The 23,630-nt window shown below is 68.5% G+C and carries 22 protein-coding genes; 13 read left to right on the top strand and 9 right to left on the bottom strand.

The window, feature by feature from the left end; translation table 11 throughout:
• Positions 1-49: 49 nt before the first annotated feature.
• A complete protein-coding gene (locus BIX52_RS02640) occupies positions 50-529 on the bottom strand; it encodes a hypothetical protein (RefSeq protein ID WP_075219424.1) in 480 nt (159 codons plus the stop codon).
• A gap of 302 nt (positions 530-831) precedes the next feature.
• Here BIX52_RS02640 and rsfS point away from each other — a divergent pair, with 302 nt between their 5' ends.
• Genes rsfS through BIX52_RS02620 form a run of 4 tightly spaced genes read left to right on the top strand, consistent with a single transcriptional unit; the run spans position 832 to position 4,296 of the window.
• Positions 832-1,230, top strand: a complete 399-nt coding sequence (gene rsfS / locus BIX52_RS02635) for a ribosome silencing factor (protein WP_075219423.1) — start codon at positions 832-834, stop codon at positions 1,228-1,230.
• Positions 1,188-1,697 carry a 23S rRNA (pseudouridine(1915)-N(3))-methyltransferase RlmH gene (locus tag BIX52_RS02630; protein WP_083552183.1) on the top strand — a complete coding sequence of 170 codons (510 nt, stop codon included), beginning with the start codon at positions 1,188-1,190 and terminating at the stop codon, positions 1,695-1,697. Before rsfS ends, BIX52_RS02630 begins: the two co-directional genes overlap by 43 nt.
• Positions 1,698-1,699: 2 nt before the next feature.
• A complete protein-coding gene (locus BIX52_RS02625) occupies positions 1,700-2,965 on the top strand; it encodes a murein hydrolase activator EnvC family protein (RefSeq protein WP_139312695.1) in 1,266 nt (421 codons plus the stop codon).
• Positions 2,962-4,296: a S41 family peptidase gene (locus BIX52_RS02620; RefSeq protein ID WP_075219421.1), complete on the top strand. Its 1,335-nt coding sequence runs from the start codon at positions 2,962-2,964 to the stop codon at positions 4,294-4,296. Before BIX52_RS02625 ends, BIX52_RS02620 begins: the two co-directional genes overlap by 4 nt.
• A 365-nt stretch (positions 4,297-4,661) precedes the next feature.
• On the opposite strand, the gene BIX52_RS02615 is transcribed toward BIX52_RS02620, so the two are convergent.
• Positions 4,662-5,135 carry a cupin domain-containing protein gene (locus BIX52_RS02615; protein ID WP_075219420.1) on the bottom strand — a complete coding sequence of 158 codons (474 nt, stop codon included), beginning with the start codon at positions 5,133-5,135 and terminating at the stop codon, positions 4,662-4,664.
• A 141-nt stretch (positions 5,136-5,276) separates the two neighbouring features.
• Here BIX52_RS02615 and BIX52_RS02610 point away from each other — a divergent pair, with 141 nt between their 5' ends.
• Complete coding sequence (locus BIX52_RS02610; RefSeq protein WP_075219419.1) at positions 5,277-6,224, top strand: homocysteine S-methyltransferase family protein; 948 nt, start codon at positions 5,277-5,279, stop codon at positions 6,222-6,224.
• Positions 6,225-6,276: 52 nt separating this feature from the next.
• Here the strand turns inward: BIX52_RS02610 and BIX52_RS02605 are convergent, their stop codons facing one another.
• From BIX52_RS02605 to BIX52_RS02585, 5 genes are all read right to left on the bottom strand, one after another.
• Positions 6,277-7,029: an ABC transporter ATP-binding protein gene (locus BIX52_RS02605; RefSeq protein ID WP_075219418.1), complete on the bottom strand. Its 753-nt coding sequence runs from the start codon at positions 7,027-7,029 to the stop codon at positions 6,277-6,279.
• Complete coding sequence (locus tag BIX52_RS02600) at positions 7,029-7,790, bottom strand: ABC transporter ATP-binding protein (protein ID WP_075219417.1); 762 nt, start codon at positions 7,788-7,790, stop codon at positions 7,029-7,031. The genes BIX52_RS02605 and BIX52_RS02600 overlap by 1 nt, the downstream gene beginning before the upstream one ends.
• A gap of 1 nt (position 7,791) precedes the next feature.
• On the bottom strand, positions 7,792-8,886 hold the full coding sequence (locus tag BIX52_RS02595; protein WP_171973577.1) for a branched-chain amino acid ABC transporter permease: 1,095 nt from the start codon (positions 8,884-8,886) through the stop codon (positions 7,792-7,794).
• Positions 8,887-9,015: 129 nt separating this feature from the next.
• Entirely contained in the window at positions 9,016-10,032 is a 1,017-nt protein-coding gene (locus BIX52_RS02590) for a branched-chain amino acid ABC transporter permease (RefSeq protein ID WP_075219416.1), read from the bottom strand.
• Positions 10,033-10,235: 203 nt separating this feature from the next.
• Positions 10,236-11,588 carry a substrate-binding protein gene (locus tag BIX52_RS02585; RefSeq protein ID WP_075219415.1) on the bottom strand — a complete coding sequence of 451 codons (1,353 nt, stop codon included), beginning with the start codon at positions 11,586-11,588 and terminating at the stop codon, positions 10,236-10,238.
• A 366-nt stretch (positions 11,589-11,954) separates the two neighbouring features.
• On the opposite strand from BIX52_RS02585, the gene BIX52_RS02580 reads away from it, so the two are divergent.
• The 4 genes from BIX52_RS02580 to BIX52_RS02565 all read left to right on the top strand — a co-directional run bounded on the left by BIX52_RS02580 (position 11,955) and on the right by BIX52_RS02565 (position 16,918).
• A complete protein-coding gene (locus BIX52_RS02580; protein ID WP_170126390.1) occupies positions 11,955-13,352 on the top strand; it encodes a helix-turn-helix domain-containing protein in 1,398 nt (465 codons plus the stop codon).
• Position 13,353: 1 nt separating this feature from the next.
• A complete protein-coding gene (locus BIX52_RS02575; protein ID WP_075219413.1) occupies positions 13,354-13,704 on the top strand; it encodes a response regulator transcription factor in 351 nt (116 codons plus the stop codon).
• A 167-nt stretch (positions 13,705-13,871) separates the two neighbouring features.
• Positions 13,872-14,273 carry a hypothetical protein gene (locus BIX52_RS02570; RefSeq protein WP_139312694.1) on the top strand — a complete coding sequence of 134 codons (402 nt, stop codon included), beginning with the start codon at positions 13,872-13,874 and terminating at the stop codon, positions 14,271-14,273.
• Positions 14,270-16,918, top strand: a complete 2,649-nt coding sequence (locus tag BIX52_RS02565; protein ID WP_075219411.1) for an ATP-binding protein — start codon at positions 14,270-14,272, stop codon at positions 16,916-16,918. The genes BIX52_RS02570 and BIX52_RS02565 overlap by 4 nt, the downstream gene beginning before the upstream one ends.
• Positions 16,919-16,948: 30 nt before the next feature.
• Here BIX52_RS02565 and BIX52_RS02560 read toward each other — a convergent pair whose 3' ends face one another.
• Entirely contained in the window at positions 16,949-17,368 is a 420-nt protein-coding gene (locus tag BIX52_RS02560; RefSeq protein ID WP_075220118.1) for a L,D-transpeptidase, read from the bottom strand.
• 144 nt (positions 17,369-17,512) lie between these two features.
• On the opposite strand from BIX52_RS02560, the gene BIX52_RS02555 reads away from it, so the two are divergent.
• The 3 genes from BIX52_RS02555 to BIX52_RS02545 are packed head-to-tail and all read left to right on the top strand — an operon-like array spanning position 17,513 to position 20,401.
• Positions 17,513-18,109, top strand: coding sequence for an NnrU family protein (locus BIX52_RS02555; protein ID WP_075219410.1), 597 nt, complete (start codon positions 17,513-17,515; stop codon positions 18,107-18,109).
• Between the two features lie 22 nt (positions 18,110-18,131).
• Positions 18,132-19,088: a tetratricopeptide repeat protein gene (locus BIX52_RS02550; protein WP_075219409.1), complete on the top strand. Its 957-nt coding sequence runs from the start codon at positions 18,132-18,134 to the stop codon at positions 19,086-19,088.
• On the top strand, positions 19,088-20,401 hold the full coding sequence (locus BIX52_RS02545; RefSeq protein WP_075219408.1) for an outer membrane protein assembly factor BamB family protein: 1,314 nt from the start codon (positions 19,088-19,090) through the stop codon (positions 20,399-20,401). The genes BIX52_RS02550 and BIX52_RS02545 overlap by 1 nt, the downstream gene beginning before the upstream one ends.
• Positions 20,402-20,509: 108 nt before the next feature.
• Here the strand turns inward: BIX52_RS02545 and BIX52_RS02540 are convergent, their stop codons facing one another.
• Complete coding sequence (locus tag BIX52_RS02540; protein WP_075219407.1) at positions 20,510-22,021, bottom strand: methyl-accepting chemotaxis protein; 1,512 nt, start codon at positions 22,019-22,021, stop codon at positions 20,510-20,512.
• Between the two features lie 234 nt (positions 22,022-22,255).
• On the opposite strand from BIX52_RS02540, the gene der reads away from it, so the two are divergent.
• Complete coding sequence (der, locus tag BIX52_RS02535) at positions 22,256-23,596, top strand: ribosome biogenesis GTPase Der (RefSeq protein WP_075219406.1); 1,341 nt, start codon at positions 22,256-22,258, stop codon at positions 23,594-23,596.
• Positions 23,597-23,630 lie beyond the last annotated feature (34 nt).

Below are 23,630 nucleotides of genomic sequence, written 5' to 3'. Positions count from 1 at the left end.
GCCTTTCGCGGCGGGGATCGGCCCGCGCTGCGTCGTCTCGGGCGCTTGCTCAGTCGTCGTAGACCGGCAGCGAGCGCACCTCTTCCTCGGTCATGTCGAGCACCAGGCGCCCGTCCTGGATCGTCAGGGCGGAGATGTCGACGACGCGGGTGACGTCGTTGTCGTTGAAGAACCAGCCCGGCCCGTCGAACTCGATGGCGGCGGCGGTGGCGGTGTTGCGGTCCGGCCCCAGCACCTCTTCGAGCTCGCCGAGCTCGTTGCCGTTGATGTCCACCACGTCCCAGTCGTCGATGGCGTCGACTGGCATGTTGAGGGTCGGCAACACGAAGTCGTCGTCGATCTCCACGAGGCGCGCGGCGTTGACCACGGGCGCCTCGCCGGTGGCGGCGGGCGTCATCTGCGCCTCGGTGGTGATTTCGGCCTGTCCGGCGGGGCCCGTCGTCTGCTGGGCGCTGGCACCGGGGGCGGCGAAGGCGGCCGTCGTCAGAAGGGCGGCGGTCAGCGCGGTCATGCGAATCGGGTCGTGCATGTCTCGTCTCCTCTCGCGATCGGTTTGGAGGGACAATGCTCAAGGCCGCCGCCGGTTCGCCGCGGCGTGTATCGGGCCGCGCTTCGCCCCGCCTAAGACGCGGACGGACAACGAGGTTTGCAGATCGTCGCGCCAGTCCGGAGAAAGCCGCCTGCGCAACCCTCCTCATATTGGGGACTAACTGGGGCCATGTGATGCCGGTACACTTGAAAAGGTGATGGACAAAAACCTATCTTTGCGGCATGGGCCTCGGTTTCGAAGCCTTACTTAAGCGACGTTCTAGGAAAGGAACCCGCGCACACATGGCATTGACGTCAAATGAGGCGATCCCGTCTCATCGTGAGGAAATCGGTGAAATTGCCGTGCCCCTCGCCGTCGTCCTGGACAGTCTGGAGGACTCCAAGGCTGAGGACATCGTCGCCATCGATGTGACCGGCAAAACGCCGATCGCCGACCACATGGTCGTGGCATCGGGCCGATCTCACCGCCACGTCGGTGCTGTCGCCGACCGTCTCCTTCGCGATCTGAAGGACAACGGTGCCAAAGCCGTGAAGGTGGAGGGACTCAATAGCTGCGATTGGGTCCTCATCGATACGGGTGATGTCATTATCCACGTGTTTCGTCCCGAGGTTCGGACCTTCTACAACCTCGAGAAGATGTGGCAGATGGATCCGGCGGCACAGGTGGAGCTCGTCGTCTGAACCTCTTCGTTCTCGCCGTCGGTAAGGCTGGGCAGAGTCCCGAAGCCGAACTGTGCGGCCGCTATATGGAGCGGGCCGAGCGGATCGGCCGCTCGTTGGGGCTCTCGGCCGTCACCGTGCGCGAATTCGCGGAGGCGACGGGGCCGACCAAGGCTGCCCTCGAAGGCGACAAGTTGCTCCAGGCCAAAAAGCCCGGACCGCTCGTCGTGCTGGACGAAAACGGCGCCCCCTGGTCGAGCGCCGAGTTCGCGGCGCGCCTGCAGAGCTGGCTCGACGCGGGACACCCCAACGTGTGCTTCGCCATCGGCGGGGCGGACGGCCATGGCGAGGCGATCAAAGCCGCGGCCGACCATACGATGTCGCTGAGCGCGATGACGCTCCCGCACCTTCTGGCGCGGGCGATCCTCCTGGAACAACTCTATCGAGCGGTGACGATACGTCTTGGCCACCCCTATCATCGCGCGTGACGGTGCGCGCCGGAACCCGACGCGGCGCACCGCTGGCTCTCGCCGCGGCCGTTCTGCTCGGCCCGGCGGTGCCTCTCCCGGCGTTGGCTCAGGCTCAGCCTGGCGCGACGGTCGCCGCGCCGAGCGAGCGGCAGCAACTGCTGCAACGTCTTGAACGGCTGCGCGAAAGCACCGCCGCCGCCGAGGCCCGCGCCAGCGACCTCGGCGACGAGCTGATCGACCTTGCGAGCGACGAGGCGCGGCTGCGCGAACGCGCCGAGGCCGCCGCCGCCTCCGTCGCCGAACTGGAGCAACGCATCGCCGGCGAAGAGGTGGCGCTGGAGCGGCTGACCGACGATCAGGCCGCCATCCGCCGCGACCTCGCCGAGAAGCGTGGCGACCTCTCCACCATTTTGATGGCGCTGCAACGCATCGGCCGCCGCCCGCCGCCCGCCCTCTTCGGCGACAGCGGCGATGCCACCAGTGCCGTGCGCGGGGCGATCCTCCTCAACGCCGCGCTTCCCCAGCTCGACCGCAGCGCCCGCACCCTGTCGGCCACACTGGCCGAAGCCGCGCGGCTCGAGGCCGACGAAAGAGCCCGCTGGGCAAGCCTGCGCGGCGACCTCGAGACGCTGAACGGCGAGCGCCGCCGGCTGGACGAATTGAGCGCGGAACTGCAGCGCCGCCGCGCGCTGTCGCTTTACGAGCGTGAGCGCGCGAACGCCGATCTCGCCCGTCTGGCCGAAGAGGAACGCACCGTTTCTGGCCTCCTCGACCGCCTGTCGCGTGAAGGCGTGAACGTCGCTCCGCCCGCCGGCCGCTCCTTCGAGGCGCAGCGCGGTACGCTGGCTCTACCTGTGGCCGGAAGCGTCGTCTCGACCTTCGGTGACGCCACCGGGACGGGCGACGTGTCGAACGGCCGCACGATCGCGGCATTGCCCGAGGCCACGGTTTTTGCGCCCATGGCGGCGACGGTGCTGTTTTCGGCGCCGTTCAGCGATTATGGCCAAGTCTTGATCCTAGACGCGGGCGAGGGTTACCATATGGTCCTGGCAGGTTTGGAAGAGACCTCGGTCGTCACCGGAGACAGGGTTGAGCCCGGCGCGCCGCTGGGGCGTATGGGGCGGATGGCGAGCCGGTCCGCGGCCGTCTCCGCCAGTGCGGAAGGGTCGGATCTCCTTGGATCAAGGCCGGCGCTTTATATTGAGCTCCGTAAGGATCGCGTTGCAATCGATAGTCAGGGCTGGTGGCGCGAGGCCACGGCCGATGCAGGAAGGACACGTGGATGATCCGTCGTATTGGTTTGTTGATGACGGGTGCAGCCTTCGGGGCGGCCGGCGCCGTGGCAGTGGCGGATCCGGGCGCGCTGCTCGGCAATGCGAACGCCGCCTCCGCCGACACCTACCGGCAACTCAACCTGTTCGGTGACGTGTTCGAGCGCGTGCGCGCCCAGTACGTCGAAGCGCCGGACGAAAAGGCCCTGATCGCCGCCGCCGTCAACGGCATGCTGACCTCTCTCGATCCCCACTCCAACTACATGCCGCCCGACGATTTCCAGGACATGCAGGTCCAGACGTCGGGTGAGTTCGGCGGCCTCGGCATCGAGGTCACGATGGAGAACGAGTTCATCAAGGTCGTCTCGCCGATCGACGATACGCCCGCCTTCAAGGCCGGCGTCCTGGCCGGTGACCTCATCACCCACCTCGACGGTGAGGACGTGATGGGCCTGTCCCTCAACGAAGCGGTCGACCGCATGCGCGGCCCCGTCGATTCCAAGATCGTCATCACCGTGCGCCGCGAAGGCGTGGCGGATCCGATCGAGATCCCGATCACCCGCGCCAGGATCCAGATCCAGTCGGTGAAGTGGGAGATCATGGGCGACGATCTCGGCTACCTGCGCATCTCCTCGTTCACCGAGCGCACGACGTCCGGCATCACCGAAGGCATCAAGCGCCTGAAGGCCGAGGCCGGCGACGGCGGACTGAAGGGCTTCATCCTCGACCTGCGCAACAACCCCGGTGGCCTTCTGACCGAGGCGGTGGACGTGTCGGACTCCTTCCTCGACCAGGGCGAGATCGTCTCCACCCGCGGCCGTGAGGAAGACAAGGCGCAGCGCTACTCGGCCGAGCTCGGCGACCTCGTCGACGGCCTGCCGCTGATCGTCCTCATCAACGGCGGCTCTGCCTCGGCGTCCGAGATCGTGGCCGGCGCGCTGCAGGACCACAAGCGGGCGACCATCGTCGGCACCCAGTCCTTCGGCAAGGGTTCGGTGCAGACGATCATCCCGCTCGGCCCGAACGGCGCCATCCGCTTGACCACGGCGCGCTATTACACGCCGTCCGGCCGGTCGATCCAGGCGCGCGGCATCGACCCCGACATTCAGGTCATTCAGCCGCTGCCGGAAGAACTGCAGGGCAAGCTGGAGGCGCGCGGCGAAGCGTCCCTGCGCGGCCACCTCGTCGCCGAGGACGGCGAGGAGGAGGAGCGCGCCGGCTCGCTCACCTACGTGCCGACCGAACGGGCCGACGACGAGCAGCTGAAGTTCGCCATCTCCCTGCTGCACGGCGAAGAGGTGTCCGAGGCCTTCCCGCCGGACCCCAATGCCGGCGTGCCGAACTGAGCGCTTCCGCGCTGACCTCTGCCGCACTGGCTCCCGCCGCACGCACCGGCGCGGCACCGAGCTGAGAGGTTCCGCACGCACCTGTGCGGAACCGGCCGGCGTCCAACGCACATGAAAAAAGGCGGGCTCCGGCCCGCCTTTTTTCTGCCTCGCGCACATCGGGGTCCCACGCGATGCCTGCGCAAGCCGATCCCCTCCGCGCTAACCCTGCACCCACCATCGGGCGCGGCGCCGTGTCGGCTCCGCCGCGCACCGGAACACTGCGACTGCCGCCCGGCGCGAGAACCACGCGGGCGCCACCGGACTTGCGGCCCCTGTTGGTGACGCGGGACGCGGCCGAGCGCCGCGGTCGACGCGCCTGCGGCTTATTCCGCCGGGTGGTTCGGGTCCGTCCAGCGCACGGGCTCGGGGGACTCCACCGGATCGATGTCGAGGTTGACCACCACCGGCTCCTGATCCGAGCGAACGAGCACGCACTCCAGCGTCTCATCGGTCATGGCGTTGATTTCCTGGTGCGGCACGTAGGGCGGCACATAGATGAAATCGCCCGGATCCGCCTCGGCCACGAACTGCAGCTTGTCGCCCCACCTCATCCGCGCGCGACCCTTCACGACATAGATCACCGATTCCAGGTGGCCGTGATGGTGCGCGCCGGTCTTGGCGTCGGGGTGGATCTTCACCGTCCCGGCCCAGAGCTTGTTGGCGCCGGCCTTGGCGAAGTTGATCGCCGCCGCACGGTCCATCCCCGGCGTCGACGCCGTGTTGGGGTCAAGCTCGCCCGATTTCACGATGCGCACACCGTTCAGGCGCCAATCCATCTCGCTCATCTCGTCGTCCATCTCTTAAGGTCATGTGCTGCCCGGCACAGCCACCGCGCGATGCCTCGTCCATATCGCACTTCTCGCCGGCTGCGTCGAACCCGCGCCGTCTGCACCCTCATCACGCACCGCCCGCATCGGCGAGGTGCCAAGGAACCGACGATGATGACGAAGAGACTGCCACAAATGGACCGCCCGTTCCTGCAATATACGGGCAATGAAACCGATCTGATCTTCAACAAGGGGATCGATCTGCCGAACTTCTCGGCCTATCCGCTGCTGGAGGAGGCTGCCGGGCAAACCGTCCTGGCGCAGTATTATGACGCGCTGATCTCTATCGGCGCCGAAACCGGGGCGGGGGTGATCCTCGACACCTACACCTGGACCGCCAATCCGGACCGCGCGGCGGCGATAGGCTACACCGGCGCCCGGCTCGCCGAGGCCAATCGCCGTGCGGTTGTCTTCGCGCAGCAGGCCAAGGCGCGCGCCGGGTCGGTGCCGACCGTGGTGTCGGGCATGATCGGCCCGCGTGCGGACGGCTATGCGCCCGCCGCGCTGATGACCGCGGACGAAGCCGCCGACTATCACCGGGATCAGATCGCGATCTTCGCCGAAGGGGGCGCGGAGATGATCAACGCCTTCACGCTCTGCTATGCGGAGGAGGCGATCGGCATCGCCCGCACGGCGGCCGAGGCGGGATTGCCGGTCGCCATCTCCTTCACCGTGGAGACCGACGGGCGCTTGCCGACCGGAGCGCCCCTCGGCGCCGCCATTGCCGCGGTGGACGCTGCGACCGGCTGCGCCCCGGCCTATTACCTCGTCAACTGCGCCCACCCGGACCACGTCGAAGGGACGTGGAGGCAGACGGAGGGGCAGGGCGAGGGGCCGTGGATGGAGCGCCTCAAGGGCTTCGTCGCCAATGCGTCCCGCTGCAGCCACGCCGAGCTCGACGCGGCGGTGGCGCTCGACGATGGCGATCCGGAGGAGCTCGGCGGTCAGCTCGGCGCCATCGCGCGCCGCCACCCGCACTTCACCGTGTTCGGCGGCTGCTGCGGCACGGACCTGCGGCACATCGCGGAGATCGCGCGCCGGGTGGCGGCGCCCACCTGACGCGCCGACCGGCGGTCTATGCCGACCGCCGACCTCGTGAGGCGGCGCGCCGTCACACGGCGAGATACTCTTCCCGCAGCGCCTTGTCGGCCAGCACGTCGGCGGCGGTGCCGGTGTAGACGATCTCGCCCATGTCCATGATGATCGCGCGGTCGGCGAGGTGGAGCGCGGCGATGGCGTTCTGCTCCACCATGATGGTGGTGATGCCGGCCGCCTTGATCTCGGCCACGCACCGCTCGATCTCCTGCACGATCACCGGGGCGAGGCCCTCGTAGGGTTCGTCCAGCAACAGGAGCTTCAATTCGCGGCAGAGGGCGCGGGCGACGGCCAGCATCTGCTGTTCGCCGCCCGACATGGTGACCGCCTCCTGGCGGCGCCGCTCGGCAAGGCGGGGAAAACGCTCGTACACCTTCTCGATCGGCCAGCCGATGGGCTCGGCGATCTGAGCGAGCTTCAGGTTCTCCTCGACCGTCAGCCCGGCGATGATGCGCCGGTCCTCCGGAACGAGTTGCAGCCCTGCCTGCGCGGCGCCGACGGCGTTGGTCTTGTGCAGCGCGGTGCCGCCGAGCCAGATCTCGCCGGAGCGCATCTGCGGCGTGTCGGTCCGGGCGATGGTGCGCAGGGTGGACGTCTTGCCCGCCCCGTTGCGGCCGAGAAGGGCGATCACCTCGCCCTCCATCACCTCGAACGAGACCCCCTGCACGATGTAGCTTTCGCCATAATAGGCGTGGACATCGCGGCAGGAGAAGAAGGGCGCGGTGCCGGTGGCGGTGCCCGGCCGGGCGAGGGTCGCGGCGTCGGCCATCAGTGTGCTCCTCCGAGATAGGCTTCCTGCACCCTCGGGTCACGGCGGACCTCTTCGGGCGTCCCCTGCGCGATGATCCGCCCGCCCGCCAGCACCGTCACCGTGTCGGCCAGCGAAAAGACCACGTGCATGTCGTGCTCGATGATCACCTTGGTCATCCCGCTCGCCTTGATCTTCTTCAGAAGGTCGATGGTGCGGTTGGTGTCGAGCCGGCTCATGCCCGCGGTCGGCTCGTCGAGCAGCAGCAGCTTCGGCCGCTGGACGAGGCACATCGCAAGCTCCAGCCGCCGCTTGTCGCCGCGCGAGAGGGCGTTTGCGTCGTCGTGCCGCTTCCCGGCGAGGCCCACGTCCTCCAAGATCTCCTCGGCGAGGATGCGGATGTCGGTGTCGCCGTCCAGCCCGCGCAGAACGGTCATGCGGGTCGGCCCGTCACGCTTGGAGAAGGCGGGAACCATCACGTTCTGAAGCAGCGTCAGGTCGCCGAAGATCTCCGGAGTCTGGAACACGCGGGCGATGCCGAGCTGGTTGATCTCGTGCGGCTTCTTCCCGGTGATCACGGTGCCGTCGAACACCACCGCGCCCTCGTCGGGGACGATGCGGCCGACGACGACGTTGAGGAGCGTCGACTTGCCCGCACCGTTCGGGCCGATGATGGCGTGGGTCTTCCCCTCGGTGATGGCGAGGTCGATGTCGGACAGCGCCTTCAGACCGGCGAAGTTCTTCTGCACGTCGGCGACGTGGAGGACGGTATTTTCGACCATCTCAGCGGCCCTTTCGGAACAGGCGGCCGATGCGGCGGAAGCCCTCGATGAGCCCGCCCGGCAGGAAGATGACGACGATCATGAAGAGGACGCCGAGCGTCAGGTGCCAGCCCTCGCCGACGAAGGGCGAGACGGCGAAGACGACCCATTTCTCGATCGCCGGGGGGATGAAGGAGAAGGCGTCCATCAGCGCCGAATCGCCCAGCGAGGAGAAGATGTTCTCGAAATATTTGATGATGACGGCGCCGATGAAGGGACCGATCAGCGTGCCCGCGCCGCCGAGGATGGTCATCAGCACCACCTCGCCCGAGGCGGTCCACTGCATGCGCTCCGCCCCGGCGAGCGGGTCGACCACCGCGAGCAGTCCGCCGGCAAGCCCCGCATACATGCCCGAGATGACGAACGCCGTCAGCATGTAAGGGCGCGTGTTGAAGCCGATATAGGACATGCGCGTCTGGTTCGATTTGATGCCGCGCAGCATCATGCCGAAGGGCGAACGGGTAATGCGCAGCGCGACGATGAAGGCGATCATCAGACACGTGGCGCAGGTCCAGAAGCCCGCCATCCCGGCCATCTCGATGCCGAAGATGGATGCCCGCGGCACGGCCATGTCCGCGGTGCCGAACAGGCTGTCGACGACGCGCGGATCGTCGCTGAGGACGCGCAGGCCCGTCTCGCCATTGGTGATCGGCGTCAGCACCGAATAGGCGAGGTTGTAGCACATCTGCGCGAAGGCGAGCGTGAGGATCGAGAAGTAGATGCCCGAGCGCCGGAGCGACACGTAGCCGATGAGGACGGCGAAGACGCCTGCCATCAGCGTCGAGCAGACGATCGCCGGGATGACGTTGAGCGACAGGAGCTTGAACGACCATACGGCGGTGTAGGAGCCGACGCCGAGGAAGGCGGCATGGCCGAACGAGAGGTAGCCCGTCAGCCCGAACAGGATGTTGAAGCCGATCGCGAAGATCCCGTAGATCGCGAAGCGCTGCATCAGGTCCGGGTAGGCGGCGCCGAAGGGCTGCAGCCACAGCGGCATCGTATAGACGACGATGCCGAAGAGGAGCGTCATCGCGAGGTCGCGTTTGGGCGGCCACATCGGCGCCATTTCGGGGCCGAGCGGGGGGAGCTGGGTCGGCACGTCGCCGCTGGTGCGGTGGAAGACCGATTGCGGCTTGCCGGTGTCCGTTGCGGTATCCGGTTCGGAGGAGGTGTGTGCGCGGTCCATTTATGCCTCCATCACGCCCTTGCGGCCCATCAATCCCCGCGGACGGGTGAGGAGCACGACGACGGCGACGAGATAGATGATGACCTGGTCGATGCCCGGCAGCAGGCTCTTCACCTCGTTCAGCGATGCGAAGGATTGCAGCATGCCGAGGAGGAAGCCCGCGGCGACCGCGCCCGGCAGCGACCCCATGCCGCCGACGACCACGACGACGAAGGACAGGACCAGGAATTCCATGCCGATGTTGTAGTTGGGGGGCTGGATGCCGGTATAGAGCGCGCCCGCCAGCCCCGCGACGACGGCGGCGAGGCCGAAGACGATGGTGAAGCGCCGCTGGATGTTGATGCCGAGGAGCTGCACCGTCTCGCGGTCGGCCATGCCGGCGCGCACGACCATGCCGTAGGTGGTCAGGTTGAGGAAGGCGAAGACGCTGGCGATGATGAGGAGCGACGCGGCGAGGTAGATGAGCCGCCACCATGGATAAGACAGGTTCGCGTCGAGCCCGAACCAGGCGGCGATGTCGGCCGATCCGCGCACGATTTCAGGCGGCTGCACCGGGATCGGGTTGGCGCCGAACCAGCCCTTGATGATCTCCGCCAGAACGATGGCGAGGCCGAAGGTGACGAGGATCTGCTCGGCATGGGGGCGCTTGTAGAAGAAGCGGATGAGGCCGCGCTCCATGACGATGCCGACGAGGAGCATGATGGGGATCGCCAGAAGCAGCGAGATCGGGATCACCCAGTCGATGATCATGGCGCCGGTGTCGCCGAACCAGGAGACGAGGTAGGGCTGCTCGATATAGGCCTCGAAGAAAGTGATCGAGGGGTCGCGCACGCGTTCGGCCAGCGTCAGCAGTTGCTGGACGCCGACGACGCAGAAGGCGCCGAGCATGAAGAGCGCACCGTGGGCGAAGTTGACGACACCGAGGGTGCCGAAGGTGAGGGTCAGGCCGAGGGCGATGAGCGCATAGGCGCCACCTTTGTCGAGCCCGTTGAGGATCTGAAGCAGTATGGCGTCCATGGACGTCTCCCCGCCGGTGAGGTCATGCAAGCGCAACAAGCCGTGCCGCGGCTGGCGGGCCGCGGCTCTCGGGCATCATGGCCGCGGCTGGCAGGCCGCAGTGGTCGATTGATGCGGCGCCCCCGCGCGCTGCGGTGTTCGAGGCGGAGGACGCCGCGTGGACGGCGTCCTCCTAGACGGCTGAACTGTCTGCGCGGCCGGGGTCAGCCCGCGCAGGTGCCGCCGTCGTAGGGGCCGAGCTCACCGCCGAAGATCGACGGGTCGTAGGTCACCTCGTCACGGCCGACGACCTTGTAGACGCTGAGAAGGTCGAACTGGCTGGTCGGGTTGTCGTTGCCCTTCACCACCAGAACGTCCTTGAAGCACTGGTGATCTTCGGCGCGGTAGAGGGTCGGCCCGTTGCCCATACCGTCGAACTCGAAGCCTTCCAGCGCCTTGATGACTTCCGGCGGCGCGAAGGTGCCGGCGGTCTCCACCGCGTTGGCATAGAGGAGGGTCTGCACGTAGCAGGTGTGGGCGGCCTGCGAGGGCGGACGCCCGTAGGCCTGACCGAACGACTTGGCGAAGGCCTTGGAGCCGTCGTTGTCGAGCTGCCAGGACCAGTTGGAGGTGCCGAAGATGCCCTTCACGTTCTCGCCCGCGCCCTCGGCCATCAGCTCCGAATAGAGGGGAACGACGATCTCGAACTGTTTGCCGTTCACCTGCTTGTCGCGCATGCCGAACTGAACCGCCTGGGTGAGCGAGTTCACCATGTCGCCGCCGTAGTGGTTCAGGATGAGGACGTCGGCACCCGAGTTCAGCACCGGGGTGAGGTACTGCGAGAAGTCGCCCGCGCCGAGCGGCGTGCGCACGGCCTGTGCGGTCTCCCAACCCTGAGCCTCGGTGGCGTTCTTGATCGACTCTTCCTGCGTCCAGCCCCAGGTATAGTCGGCGGTGAGGTGATAGGCGCGGCGATCCTTGCCGTAGGCTTCGGCGAGCACCGAGCCCAGCGCCACACCGGACTGGTAGGCGTTGAAGAAGTGGCGGAAACCGTAGCGGCGCTTGTCCTTGCCGGTGGTGTCGTTGGAGTGGGTGAGGCCGGCCATGAAGACGACGCCCATCTCCTGGCAGAGCGACTGCACCGCCACCGCGACGCCCGACGACGAGCCGCCGGACACCATGATCACCTTGTCCTTCTCGATCATCCGGCGGGCGGAGGCGCGCGCGGCGTCGGACTTGGTCTGCGTGTCGCCGGTGACGAACTCGACTTTTTTGCCCAGCACGCCGTTGCCGGTGAGGTTGGACGGCTTGAAGGTGGCCATCATGCCGCCGTCACCTTCGCCGTTGAGGTGCTGGACGGCGAGCTCGAAGGCGCGCAGCTCGTCCTTGCCCTCTTCGGCATAGGGTCCGGTCTGCGGCACGTTGAAGCCGAGGGTGACCGTCGACCCGGTCGGGTTGTTGCAAAAATCCTGCGCCCAGGCCCCGCGAGTGAAGAAGGTCGGCGTGGCGAGCGCCGCGCCGGCGAGGGCCGTACCGTGTAGGAAACGACGGCGAGACGGGCGGATAAGCTTCGTCATAGTGTTCCTCCAAGGGACGGGGCTGTTGCCGCCCCATTTCCACGTCTCTTTGTATCGCCGCAATCGAAGCGTGCGACAACCTGACCTTTGGAGGTGGTAAAACATCTGTAAAGTTGTGGCTCAGGAGAGGCCCAAGCTGTTAATTTGTGACCGCGGGATGGCGAAGGCTCCACACCACGGCCACACGCGCCGAGGCCGCTCCGCTTGCAAACTGTCTGTAAATCTGCGCTAGATCCATTAAATGACTTAACAAGACGCCGTTTCGGTCCGTATCACGGCAGGATCGACCCGGCGATAAGGACGACGCCGCAGCACATGACCCGGCAGGAAAGCCGGGCGGCCGCGGCCGGGGGAGTGAAGCGCGCCATGGCAAATGTGCAGCGCGTACCGATCGGCGATCGCATCCGGTCGCAGCGGCGCACGCGCGGGGTGACACAGCGGGACCTCGCGTCGTCGGTCGGCGTGTCGCCTGCTTATTTGTCTTTGATCGAGAGCGACAAGAGGCAGATCGGCGGCCGCCTTCTGAAGCGGATCGCCGAGCGCCTGGGCGTTCCGACCGACGCCTTCACCGCCGTCAGCGACGACCGGCTCGCCGCCGACCTCCACGAGGTCGCCCAGCGGCTGGAGAACGCGCCGCCGGGTATGGCCGCCCCGCTCGTCGCCTTCTCGCCCGAGTGGGCGCGCGTCATCCTGGAGCTGCACACCCGCGCCATCACCGCCGAGGCGCGCGCCTTCCGTCTCGCCGACCGATTCGCGCGCGACCCGCAGTGGACCTCGTTCGCCCACGACATCCTGTCGCGCATCACCTCCATCCGCTCCGCCGCCGAGATCCTGTCCGACGACGTGCCGCTGGACGAAGCCCAGCGCGCCCGCTTCACCGACACCGTGGTGACCGAAAGCGCGCGGCTGACCGATGTGGCGCGCGACATGATCGCCGCGCTTCAGACAGGCACCGCCGCCGACGCCGCCGGGGCGGACGTGCGCGAGGTCGACGCCTTCCTGCACGACAACAACAACTACTTCGACACCATCGAGCGGCGGCTGGAGGCGGACCCGCTGCCCGCCATCGCCGGCGCCCCGTCCGAGCGGTTCGCCGCCGCCCGCGCGATCATCGAGATGCGCGCCCCCACCCTGGTGGACGATGTCATCGCCGGCCACGAGTTCCGCACCGAAGGGGCCGAGAGGCGGGCGCGCGGCGCGATCTGGCGTTATGCCGCGGGCGCTGCCTTGATGCCCTACCGGCCGTTTCGCGCCGCCGCGCTCGAGACGCGCTACGACATCGACGACCTCTGCGCCCGGTTCGAGACGAGCTTCGAGCAGGTGGCGCACCGCCTCGCCACCCTGCGCCGGCCGGGTGAGGAGGGGGTGCCCTTCGCATTCCTGCGCGTCGACCCGGCCGGCACCGTATCCAAGCGCCTGTCGACGACGGAGCTGCGGCTGCCTCTGTTCGGGGCGTGCCCGCTCTGGGTGGTCTACGAGACCTTCGCCCAGCCGGGGCGCACCCTCGCCCAGATGGTCGACCTCGACGGGGAGCGCTTCCTGCTCGTCGCCCGCACAGTGGAGAAGACGGCGCGCCGCCAGGCCCAGCCGCCGACGCGCTTCGCCGTGATGCTGGGCGTCGCCGCCGAGCACGCGGGGGCCGTCGTCTATGGCGACGCCTTCACCTCGCAGCGCGACAGCGTGATCACATTCGCAGGCTATGAATGTCTGTCCTGCAAGCGCGAGGGCTGTCACCAGCGCGCGCATGGGACCGAGGGAGGTTGAGATGCGGGTTCTGGTGGTCGAGGACGAGCCGCACATCGCCGAGGCGGTGACCTTCCTGCTGGAGCGTGAAGGGCACGAGGTGACGGTGTCGGCGACGGCGCCCGAGCCTGGCGATGCGATGCGCGGCTACGATCTCCTGGTGCTCGACATCATGCTGCCGGGCCGTTCAGGGTTCGACATCGCGCGCGATGCCATGGCGCTGGCCGAGCGCCCGAAGATCTGCGTCCTCACCGCCAAGGGCCAGAAGGGGGACCGCGACCGGATGATGAGCATGGGCGTGGACGCTTTCGTGTCGAAACCCTTCTCCAACAGCGAGCTGATGGAGACCGTGCGCGGACTCGCCGCCAGGTGAGCGACGAACCGGGCGGCCCCCGCGACGCCTCCGCGCGTGGCCCAGCCGGCGATGCGGCCGCCACATCTCCGCGCGCTGCCGCCCGGCGGGAGGCCGCCATCCCTGCCGGGGCGGGCGGATCGGCACACGCCTTCGCATCGGCGCCGGCGGGCAGGGTTCAGGGATACGTGGGGGACATTCCCGCCACAGGGCCGGAGGCGCCCGCCATGGTGGCGCATCCGAACGCCACCGGGGCCGAGGCGCCCGCCACCGCGGCGGACGGCCTCACCACCGGAGCGGCGGCGTCTGCCGAGGCGGATGAGGCACTCATCGCCGGACAGACCGGCGAGCCGTCGGAGCAGGGCGCCCCTTCACAACCCTTCCTGTTCGACCGGCCGCACCTCAGCCGCCGCACCGACGCGCGCACCATCGTCGCCCTCGCCGGACCGATCCTCTTCACACCGGCCGCGCTCTTCCTCGTCGACCGTCCGGCCGATGTCCTCGGCGTGCCCTTCCTGCTCGTCTACATCTTCGCCGTCTGGCTGGCGGGGATCGCTCTCACCTTCATTCTCGCCCGGCGCGCGCGATGACCCTGTCCGCGCCTCTCGTCATCACCGTCGGCGGGGTCTACCTCGCCATTCTCTTCCTCGTCGCCTTCCTCACCGACCGGCTCGCCGAGCAGGGGCGGGCGCGCTTCCTCGGCTCGCCGATCGTCTACACCCTGTCGCTGGCGGTCTATTGCACCTCGTGGACCTTCTTCGGTGCGGTCGGCACCGCATCGCGCTCGGGGCTGGAGTTCGTTACGATCTATATCGGCCCCACGCTCGCCCTCATGACGGGGTGGCTGTTCCTGCCCAAGATGGTGCGCATCGCCAAAGCCCAGCGCATCACCTCCATCGCCGACTTCCTGTCCGCCCGCTACGGCAAGAGCCGGGCGGTGGCAATCCTCGTCACCGTAATCGCGCTCGCCTCCATCACGCCCTACATCGCGCTGCAGCTCATCGCGGTGCGGCGCTCCTTCGTGGTGCTGTCCGGCGGCACGGCGGACGGGGCGGGCACGGCGCTCTGGGTGGCGGCGGTGATGGTCTTCTTCGTCATCGTCTTCGGCACCCGCCGGGTGAACGCGGACGAGAGCCAGCCCGGCATCGTCGCCGCCATCGCCTTCGAGTCCATCGTCAAGCTGGCGGCGCTGCTCGCCGTGGCGGCGCTGGGCGCCCTGGTGCTGGCGGACGATCCGGCGCCCGGTGCCCTCTTCGCCACCTCCGCCACCGCGCTCAACGCCATCTCGGCGCTGGACCAGGGCGACGGGGCGCGCTGGACGACGCTCATCCTGTTGTCGGCGGTCGCCATCATCTGCCTGCCGCGCCAGTTCCAGGTGGCGGTGGTGGAGAACCGGGAGGAGGGCCACATCCACATCGCCTCCTGGCTCTTCCCCCTCTACCTCTTCCTCCTCACCCTGGCGGCGGTGCCGATCGCCGCGGCGGGCCTCCTGGCGCTCCCCGCGGGGTCCGAGCCGGACCTCTACGTCCTCACCCTGCCGCTCGCCCAAGGGTCCGCGTGGCTGGCGCTGGCGGCCTTCGTCGGCGGCCTTTCGGCGGCGACGTCGATGGTCATCGTCGCCTCGCTGGCGCTGGCGGTGATGATCTCCAACCACCTCGTGGCGCCGCTTCTGGTGGGGCGCCTCAACACGCCCGGCGGCATCGGCGCCGCGGTTATCCTGACGCGCCGCATCGCCATCGCCGGGGTCATCGGCCTCGGCACGCTCTATGCCGAGGCGCACGGCACCGGCGGCGGCCTCGCCTCCATCGGCCTCATCGCCTTCGCCGGTGTGGCCCAGTTCGCCCCGGCGCTCTTCGTCGGCCTGTTCTGGCGCCGCGCCAACCAATACGGCGCCACGGCGGGGCTCGCGGCGGGCGCGCTCCTATGGGTGCTTCTCCTGATGCTGCCGAGCTTCGGCGTCGCCACGGGCATGCTGGAGGCGCTGCGCACCTTCATCCTGCCGCCGGACTGGCACTACGGCCCGGACAGGGCGGACGCGCTCGTGTTCGGTACGGCCATCTCACTGGGCGCCAACGTCCTCACCTTCATCCTCGTCTCGCTCGCCACCTCGGGCGGAATCGTCGACGAGCTTCAGGCGACCGTCTTCGTCGACGCGATGCGGCGGGGCGGGTCGGAGCCGATGCTGCGCCGCTCGGCCAGCCGGCGCGAGCTGATGCGCCTCGCCCGCCGCATCCTGGGGCCGCAGCGGGCGGACGAGGTGTTCGCCGCCATGCGCACCAGCGGCTCGGAGGAGGCCGACAGCGCACTGATCGCCCAGGTGGAGCGCGAACTCGCCTTCGCGGTCGGCACCTCGTCGGCCCACACCCTCGTCACCCAGATCGCCACCGGCGAGCCGCTGGCGGTGGACGCGGCCATCTCGCTGCTGCGCGAAACGCAGGAGGCCATCGAGGCGGCGCGCCAGCTCGGCATCCGCTCCGTGGAGCTGGAGCGTACCACCGCGCAGCTCGCCGGCACCAACGCCGCGCTGAAGGCGCTGCTGGCCGAGAAGGACGACTTCCTAAGCCGCGTCAGTCACGAGATGCGCACCCCCGTCACCGCCGTGCGCTCCTTCGCCGAGCTCCTGCGCGAGGGCGAGCTCGACCCCGCCCGCGCCGCCCGCTTCGTCGACATCATCCTCGACGAGAGCCAGCGCCTCAGCCGCCTGCTCGACGATATCCTCGATCTCTCGCGGCTCGAGGCGGGGGTGGCGCCGATCCGCGTCGAGCGCATCGACGCGGCGGAGGCGATCGCCGAGGCGGCCGCGGTGATGGACGGGTTTGCCGAGCGGCTCGGCGCCTCGGTGGAGGTGCGCACCAACGGCCCGGTGTTCGTCAAGGCGGACGCGGACCGGCTGAAGCAGGTGCTCGTCAACCTCCTCTCCAACGCGATCAAATTCTCCGGCGGCGCGCCGGTGACGATCAGCGCCGAGGTGGACTATGGCGTGGCGATTCTGAGGGTGCGCGACCGCGGGCCGGGCATCCCGGCCGAGCTACAGCCGCGGCTGTTCGGCAAGTTCGTCAGCGGCGCGGCGCCGCACGGGCTCGCCGGGGCGGGGCTCGGCCTCGCCATCTCGCGGCAGATCATGCAAGGCCTCGGCGGCTCGCTGACGCTGGAGATGACCGGGCCGACGGGGACGCAGTTCGCCGCCCGACTGCCTCTCGCCGCGGCCGCCGCCCGCCAGCGCCTCGCAAGCTGAACCGACCGCTGCGGCCGGTCCGGCGCAGCCTCAGTTCTGAACGGTGATGGCGACGTTTTCCGGCCCCACCGTCGTCACCAGCTCGAACAGCTTGGCCGCGTTTTCGGGGCTGAGGCGCACGCACCCGTGCGAGGCGGGACGGCCCAGGCTGCGCGTCTCGTAAGAGCCGTGGATCGCGTACCCTTCGTGATAGAAGATCGCGTTGGGCATCGGCGCATCGTCATATTGGCGCGAATAATAGTCGCGGTACATGCGCATCGGCCGCCATGTGCCGGTGGGGGTGCGGAACCCGGCGCGCCCGGTCGACACCTTCCACGTCGCAAGCGCCTTGCCCTTGTAGATGACGGTGAGCTGCTGCGACGACAGGTCCACCTGTGCCACCAGCGTCTTGGCGGCGGCGGGTACGGCGGCGGTCAAAAGCATCGCGAGAACAAGGGCCGGACGAATCATCGCAAGGGTCTCCCCGGTGGCGGTCTGGATCGGGCGCGCCGCGTCGTTTATTTCAACTCGGAGCAATTCAGAAAATCATCCACGATTTTCGCAAACAACATCTCAACGCGGCGCACCTGCGGCGTTGTGCAGCGAGGCGGCGACATGGTGACGATGCTCGTGGGGCTGGCGCTCTTCCTGGGGGTCCACTCCCTCAAAATCCTGCGACCGGCGCACGACCGGCTGTCCGCCGCCCTCGGCGCGACGGGCTACAAAGCCGCTTATGCGCTTCTGTCGCTGGCCGGCATCGTGCTCGCAGCGCGGGGCTACGGGGCGTGGCGGGCCGAGGGACCGCCGATCCTCTACACACCGCCGGCGGGCCTGTCGCACCTGTCTATGCTGTTGATGGTGTTCGCCTTCGTCTTCCTCGTCGCGGCCTATCTGCCCGGCCACATCAAGCACGCGCTGAAGCATCCGATGCTGGTGGCGGTGAAGATCTGGGCGCTGGCCCATCTGTTGGCGAACGGGGACCTCGCGTCCGTCGTGCTGTTCGGCGCCTTTCTCGCCTGGGCGGTGGCGGACCGCATCTCGGTCAAGCGGCGGCAGCGGGCGGGCGAGATCGCCCCGGCCGCCTTCACGCCGCGGTGGCAGGCGGACGCTGTCGCCGTCGTGGTCGGATTCGTCGTTTACGCATTGTTTGTTTGGAAGCTCCATTTGTGGCTGATAGGGGTGTCGCCGCTGGCCGTGGTGCCAGCCGTGTGAGTGAACCCCGGCCGGGACGACAATGACCGATATCTTCGACGAAATTGATCAGGACCTCAGACGCGAGCGGCTCTCGCGCGTTTGGTCGCGCTACGGCATCTACGTTATCCTCATCGCCGTTCTGATCGTCGTGGTGACGGCTGGCTGGCGCGGTTATGAATGGTGGGTGACACGGACCGAGCGTAACGCGGGCGAGGCCTATGCCGCGCTGGTGGCCGAGGTCGACGCTGAGGGCGCCGGTGCCGATCCGGCGACGCTCACCGCATTCGCCGACGATGCGCCCGAAGGCTTCGCGCTGTTGGCCCGCTTCCGTGCCGCCTCGCTGCAGGCGGCGACGGGGGAGACGGAGGCTGCGGCCGAGACCCTTCGCGGCATCGCGTCCGACAGCGCGGCGCCGCGTCTCTACCAGGACCTCGCCCGCATGCGGCTCGGCTACGTCCTGCTCGACGCGGACGACGTTTCCGGCGCGCGCGAAGCCGTCGCGCCGATGGCCGACGATGCGGGCAACGCCTTCCACCGCTCGGCGAGCGAGGTGATGGGCCTTGCCGCCTACGCCGATGACGATCTGGACGATGCCGAACGCTGGTTCACCAACGTCTCAAGCGATGCGACGGTGAGCCAGGGCATGCGCCAGCGTGCCGATACGATGCTGGCCCTCATCACCCGCCTGAAGGCCCAGGCCGAGGCCGCGGCGAATGCTCCCGCCGCCGACACCACGCCCTCGGACACCATGCCCGCCGAGAGCGCGCCGGCCGATGCCACGCCCGGATCCGGCCTGTCCTTCCCGATGCCGAGCGGCGATGTTTCGCCGTCCCTCGGCACCTCCTCCGGCGCCTTCTCCTTCCCGATGCCGGAAGGGGAGGCCAGCGACGGGATCGGCGATGCGCAGCCCGCACTCGTTCCGTCACCGGCGGAGTCCGCGCCGTCCGAGGCCGGCGTTCCTGCGGAGAGCGAAGACACCACAGAAGGTAACAACTGATGCGTTGGGTCGCGTTCGTCTTGGTGGCAGCCCTCGGCGGCTGCGGTGGAATGGATGGCCTCAGCAACGTGTTCGGCACGAAGGACGAGCACCTTCTGGGCGAGCGCGAAACCGTCTTCTCCAGCGCCGGGCCGGATGTCATCGGCGGCGAAGCGCGGGCCGCCTCCTTCGGCCCCGCCCGGGCCAATGCCGACTGGCCGCAGCCCGGCGGCAACGCCCAGAACGATCCCGGCCACGTCGCCTTCGCCGGCGGGGGGGCGCGGGCCTGGCGCACCTCCGTCTCCGGCGTGCAGAAGTCGGCGACGCGCGGCACCTTGCGCATCACCGCGCGGCCCATCGTCTCCGGCGACCGCGTCTACATCTACGCGCCCGACGGCACGGTGACGGCGCTGTCGCTGTCCGGCGGCGGGCGCGTCTGGTCCACCTCGCTGCGGCCTGAGGGCGAGCGCGACTCGGCGGTCGGCGGCGGCGTCACGGCGAGCGGCGGGCGCATCTATGCCGCGACCGGCTACGGCGAAGTCGTCGCCCTCGACGCCGGCAGCGGCGCGGAGATCTGGCGCTCCGACCTCGACGCCCCTCTGCGCGGCGCTCCCACGGCGGGCGGCGGCAAGATCTTCGTCGTGTCGCAGAAGAACCAGGTCTTCGCCGTCAACGAAGAGGACGGCACCAAGGCGTTCGAGTATGACGGCATCCCCGAGCAGGCCGGGCTTCTCGCCTCCGCCTCGCCCGCGGTCTCGGGCGACAAGGTGGTGATCCCCTATTCGTCGGGCGAAGTGATGGCCTTCTCGATCGCGTCCGGCGAGCCGGTCTGGCAGAATTTCGTCACCCGCCCCAGCCGCTCGCTCGCCATCGCCGGCCTCAACGACGTGACGGGCAGCCCCGTGATCGACGGTGACACCGTCTACGCCACGGGCGTCGCGGGCAAGACGATCGCCGTAAGCCTGTCGTCCGGCGATCCGAAATGGAGCGCGGACATCGGCTCGGCTCATACGCCGGTCGTCTCGGGCTCGTCGATCTTCCTGCTCGACATCGGCGGGCGTCTGGTGGCGCTGAACAAGTCCAATGGCGAGGTTCTGTGGGCGCGCACGCTGCCTTCGGAGCGCCGGCGGGACGCGGCCTATGTCGGCCCCGTTCTTGCGGGCGGCGCGCTCTATGCCATCTCCAACGACGGGCGGCTGATCACCGCCAATCCGCAGACCGGCGAGATCATCGCCGACCGCAGCCTCGGCAGCAAAGCCTTCACGGCGCCGATCGTGGCGGGCGGGCAAATGATCTACGTCTCCGGCGCGGGCGAAATCACCGCGCTGCGCTGACGTCCGGCGCACATGAGGCCGCTCCCCCAAGGGGCGGCCTTTCCCGTTCAAAAGGCCGCTCCCGCATCAGGAGCGGCCTTCGTCGTTCGGTGCCGCGGGGGGCCGCGGTCAGATCGAGCGCATCATCTTCAACAGGTCGTCGGAGTTACGCGACAGGTTGTCGTTGGCGAGCGCGATCTCCTCGGCACGGCCGTCCAGCACCCGCGTCGCGTCGAGGTTGGAGCTCGCCAGCGTCTCCACCTCGTTCAGCGTGGTCGCCGCGTTGCTGACGCCGTTCGCAGCATCTTGCGCGCTGGACGAGATGGAGCGCGTCGCGGACTGCTGCTCGTGCACCGCCGCGGCCACCTGGTCGAAGGTCTCGCGGATGTCGGTGATGACGCGCGTCACCTCGCTCACCCCGCTCGCCACCTCGACGATGAGCTTGCGCACCGCCTCGGTCTCCTCCGACACCTGATCCGTCGCCTTCGCGGTCTGATCGGCAAGCATCTTCACCTCGTGGGCGACGACGGCGAAGCCCTTGCCCGCGGGCCCCGCGCTGGCGGCCTCGATGGTGGCGTTCAGCGCCAGAAGGTTGGTCTTGTAGGCGATCCCGGAGATCGACCCCATCACCTCCACGATGCGATCACTGGCCGACAGGAGGGCTTCCGCGCGCGAGGCGACCGAGCGCGTCTCCACCTCCGCCTTCGCGGTCCTCTTGGTGGCGAACTGGATGCGGTCGTTGATCTCGGCGATGGTCGCGGTCAGCTCCTCTGCCGCGCTCGCCACCATCTGCACGTTCGCCGTCGCCTCGCTGACCGCGGTGGCGCCGCTTGACAGCATGGAGCGTGTCGAGGCGGTGGCGTTCGCGATCCCGCTCACCTGCTGGCGCATGTCCACGAACGACGACTTGATCTGCTCCAGCGCCGACTTGACGTTCACCTCGAAGTCGTTCGCCGAGCGCACCCGGTCGGTGACCACCTTCCAGGTCAGGACGCAGTGGCTATAGCGCCCGCTCTGATCGGTGATGGCGGTGCAGTGGAGGTCGAGATTCTCCTTGCCGCCGAGGACGATCTTGGAGCGGAAGGGCAGGCGCTTGGGATCGCTGAGCGCCTGACGGATGCGCGCCGGACCCTGATGGAAGACGTCGATGGACTGGCCCTTGATGTCGTTCAGACTGACCGGCAGATAGGATTCCAGCGGCCCGAGCTCGGACAAGGTCTCCTTGTTCATGTAGGTGATTTTGAACTCGTCGTTCGGGTCGGCGATCATCACCGGAATGGGCAGCTTGTCGATGATGGACTTCATCGTCATCGCAGTGGTGCTGAGCGCGCCGACCGTGTGGAGTGCGCTCCACGCGGCGCCGAGCGGATCTTTGGAATTGTCGGCCGGGATGTCGACCTTGCCGCCGTCCGCCAGCGTCTGCAGCCCGGCGGCGAGGGCCCTGAGGGCGCGGCCGTGAAAAAAGGTGAGAGCACCGCCCAGAAGGAGCGTGACCAGGGCGAGGCCGATGCCCATATAGACCGTGCTTTGGCCGGTCAGGGTCAGGGCCAGCGGTGCCGAGGCGGCAAATGCTGCGAAGGCCATCAGCCTGACGCCGAAGCCCAGGTCATTGACGATGCCGGGCCGCCGTCCGTACTGCATGAATCTCTCCGTGGTCGGAAATGCCGCGGGCGTATGCTACGGCGGTGGCCTTGCGCCGCGCTGGATGCCGATAGGCTCCCGCCGCCACGTCCGCCCCGCCGCCTGCGGCACCCGTTCAAGCCGCGTGCGGCGCTCATTCAAGCCGCCTTGCGGCATCGACCCGCCGCCCAGCGGCAGACGCCATGAAGTTCCCGCGGCAACAGGATGCCGGTCGCGGCAGGAGAAAGACGGACCATGAAAGTCGCCATCGCCGGCCGGGCGAATGTCGGAAAATCGACGCTCTTCAACCGCCTGGTCGGCAAGCGTCTCGCCATCGTCGACGATACGCCGGGCGTCACCCGCGACCGGCGCGAGGCCGAGGCGCGTCTGCAGGACCTCTCCTTCACCGTGGTCGACACGGCCGGATTCGAGGGGGCCGACGACGGCACCCTCGAACACCGCATGTGGTCGCAGATGGACCGCGCCATGGACGAAGCGGACGTCTACCTCTTCGTCATGGACGCGCGCGCCGGTGTCACGCCGCTCGACGAGACGCTGGCCGCCGACGTTCGCCGGCGCGGCAAGCCGATCGTCCTCATCGCCAACAAGGCCGAGGGGCGGCTCGGCGACCTCGCCAGCCTCGAAGCCTACAGCCTCGGCCTCGGCGACCCCATTGCCTTTTCGGCCGAGCACGGCGAGGGGCTGTCCGACCTGCGCGACGCGCTCGTCGAGGCCTTCGGCGAAGTGGTGGAGACGGTGCAGGACGAGGAGGAGAGCGCTGAGGGCCGTCCGGTCAGCGTCGCCATCCTCGGCCGCCCGAACGTCGGCAAGTCGACGCTTCTCAACCAGATCATCGGCGAAGAGCGCATGCTGACCGGCCCCGAGGCGGGGCTGACGCGCGATTCCATCACCGTGGAATTCGCCCACGGCGGGCAGAACTACCGCCTCGTCGATACCGCTGGGCTGAGGCGCCGCGCCCGCGTCACCGAGGCGCTGGAGAAGGCCTCCACCGGCGACACCATCCGGGCGATGAAGTACGCGGACGCGGCCATCGTCGTGCTCGATGCGACGATGCCGTTCGAGAAGCAGGACCTCACCATCCTCGACCTCGTCGCCCGCGAGGGGCGCGCATTGGTGATCGCCTTCAACAAATGGGACCTGGTGCCGACGCCGGACGAATCGATCCGCGCCGCGCGCGAGGCGGCCTCGCGGCTGATCCCGCAGGCGGCGGGGGTGCGGGTGATCCCCGTGTCGGCCCTGTCCGGCCGCGGGGTGGACAAGCTGATGCAGACGGTGAAGGACGCCGTCGAGCGGTGGGACACGCGCATCTCCACCGGCCGCCTCAACCGCTGGCTGGAGATGGCCACCCAGCGCCACGCCCCGCCGTCGGTCGGCGGCCGGCGCATCAAGATCCGCTACATGACACAGGCAAAGTCCCGCCCGCCGACGTTCATCGCCTTCTGCTCCCGGCCCGATGCGCTGCCGGACAGCTACAAGCGCTACCTCATCAACGGTCTGCGCGAGCAGTTCGACATGCCGGGCATCCCCATCCGCCTGCTCTTGCGCAAGGGCGACAACCCTTATGCGAAGGACTGAACCGGCGCCGGATGGCCGTCTCCGCCCATAAAAA

Source organism: Acuticoccus yangtzensis (assembly GCF_001927245.1).
Taxonomy (GTDB): Bacteria; Pseudomonadota; Alphaproteobacteria; order Rhizobiales; family Amorphaceae; genus Acuticoccus; species Acuticoccus yangtzensis.
Note: the sequence above shows the minus strand (reverse complement) of the source record. Positions and strands in the feature narration are given on the sequence as shown.

Coding starts and splice junctions, on each gene's coding strand:
- BIX52_RS02550 (WP_075219409.1), top strand. CDS start 18,132: ATGACCGATATCTTCGACGAAATTGATCAGGACCTCAGACGCGAGCGG.
- der (WP_075219406.1), top strand. CDS start 22,256: ATGAAAGTCGCCATCGCCGGCCGGGCGAATGTCGGAAAATCGACGCTC.
- BIX52_RS02585 (WP_075219415.1), bottom strand. CDS start 11,588: ATGACGAAGCTTATCCGCCCGTCTCGCCGTCGTTTCCTACACGGTACG.
- BIX52_RS02590 (WP_075219416.1), bottom strand. CDS start 10,032: ATGGACGCCATACTGCTTCAGATCCTCAACGGGCTCGACAAAGGTGGC.
- BIX52_RS02555 (WP_075219410.1), top strand. CDS start 17,513: ATGGTGACGATGCTCGTGGGGCTGGCGCTCTTCCTGGGGGTCCACTCC.
- BIX52_RS02615 (WP_075219420.1), bottom strand. CDS start 5,135: ATGGACGACGAGATGAGCGAGATGGATTGGCGCCTGAACGGTGTGCGC.
- BIX52_RS02565 (WP_075219411.1), top strand. CDS start 14,270: ATGACCCTGTCCGCGCCTCTCGTCATCACCGTCGGCGGGGTCTACCTC.
- BIX52_RS02540 (WP_075219407.1), bottom strand. CDS start 22,021: ATGCAGTACGGACGGCGGCCCGGCATCGTCAATGACCTGGGCTTCGGC.
- BIX52_RS02545 (WP_075219408.1), top strand. CDS start 19,088: ATGCGTTGGGTCGCGTTCGTCTTGGTGGCAGCCCTCGGCGGCTGCGGT.
- BIX52_RS02610 (WP_075219419.1), top strand. CDS start 5,277: ATGATGACGAAGAGACTGCCACAAATGGACCGCCCGTTCCTGCAATAT.
- BIX52_RS02595 (WP_171973577.1), bottom strand. CDS start 8,886: ATGTGGCCGCCCAAACGCGACCTCGCGATGACGCTCCTCTTCGGCATC.
- BIX52_RS02640 (WP_075219424.1), bottom strand. CDS start 529: ATGCACGACCCGATTCGCATGACCGCGCTGACCGCCGCCCTTCTGACG.
- BIX52_RS02560 (WP_075220118.1), bottom strand. CDS start 17,368: ATGATTCGTCCGGCCCTTGTTCTCGCGATGCTTTTGACCGCCGCCGTA.
- BIX52_RS02620 (WP_075219421.1), top strand. CDS start 2,962: ATGATCCGTCGTATTGGTTTGTTGATGACGGGTGCAGCCTTCGGGGCG.
- BIX52_RS02605 (WP_075219418.1), bottom strand. CDS start 7,029: ATGGCCGACGCCGCGACCCTCGCCCGGCCGGGCACCGCCACCGGCACC.
- BIX52_RS02580 (WP_170126390.1), top strand. CDS start 11,955: ATGGCAAATGTGCAGCGCGTACCGATCGGCGATCGCATCCGGTCGCAG.
- BIX52_RS02575 (WP_075219413.1), top strand. CDS start 13,354: ATGCGGGTTCTGGTGGTCGAGGACGAGCCGCACATCGCCGAGGCGGTG.
- BIX52_RS02600 (WP_075219417.1), bottom strand. CDS start 7,790: ATGGTCGAAAATACCGTCCTCCACGTCGCCGACGTGCAGAAGAACTTC.
- rsfS (WP_075219423.1), top strand. CDS start 832: ATGGCATTGACGTCAAATGAGGCGATCCCGTCTCATCGTGAGGAAATC.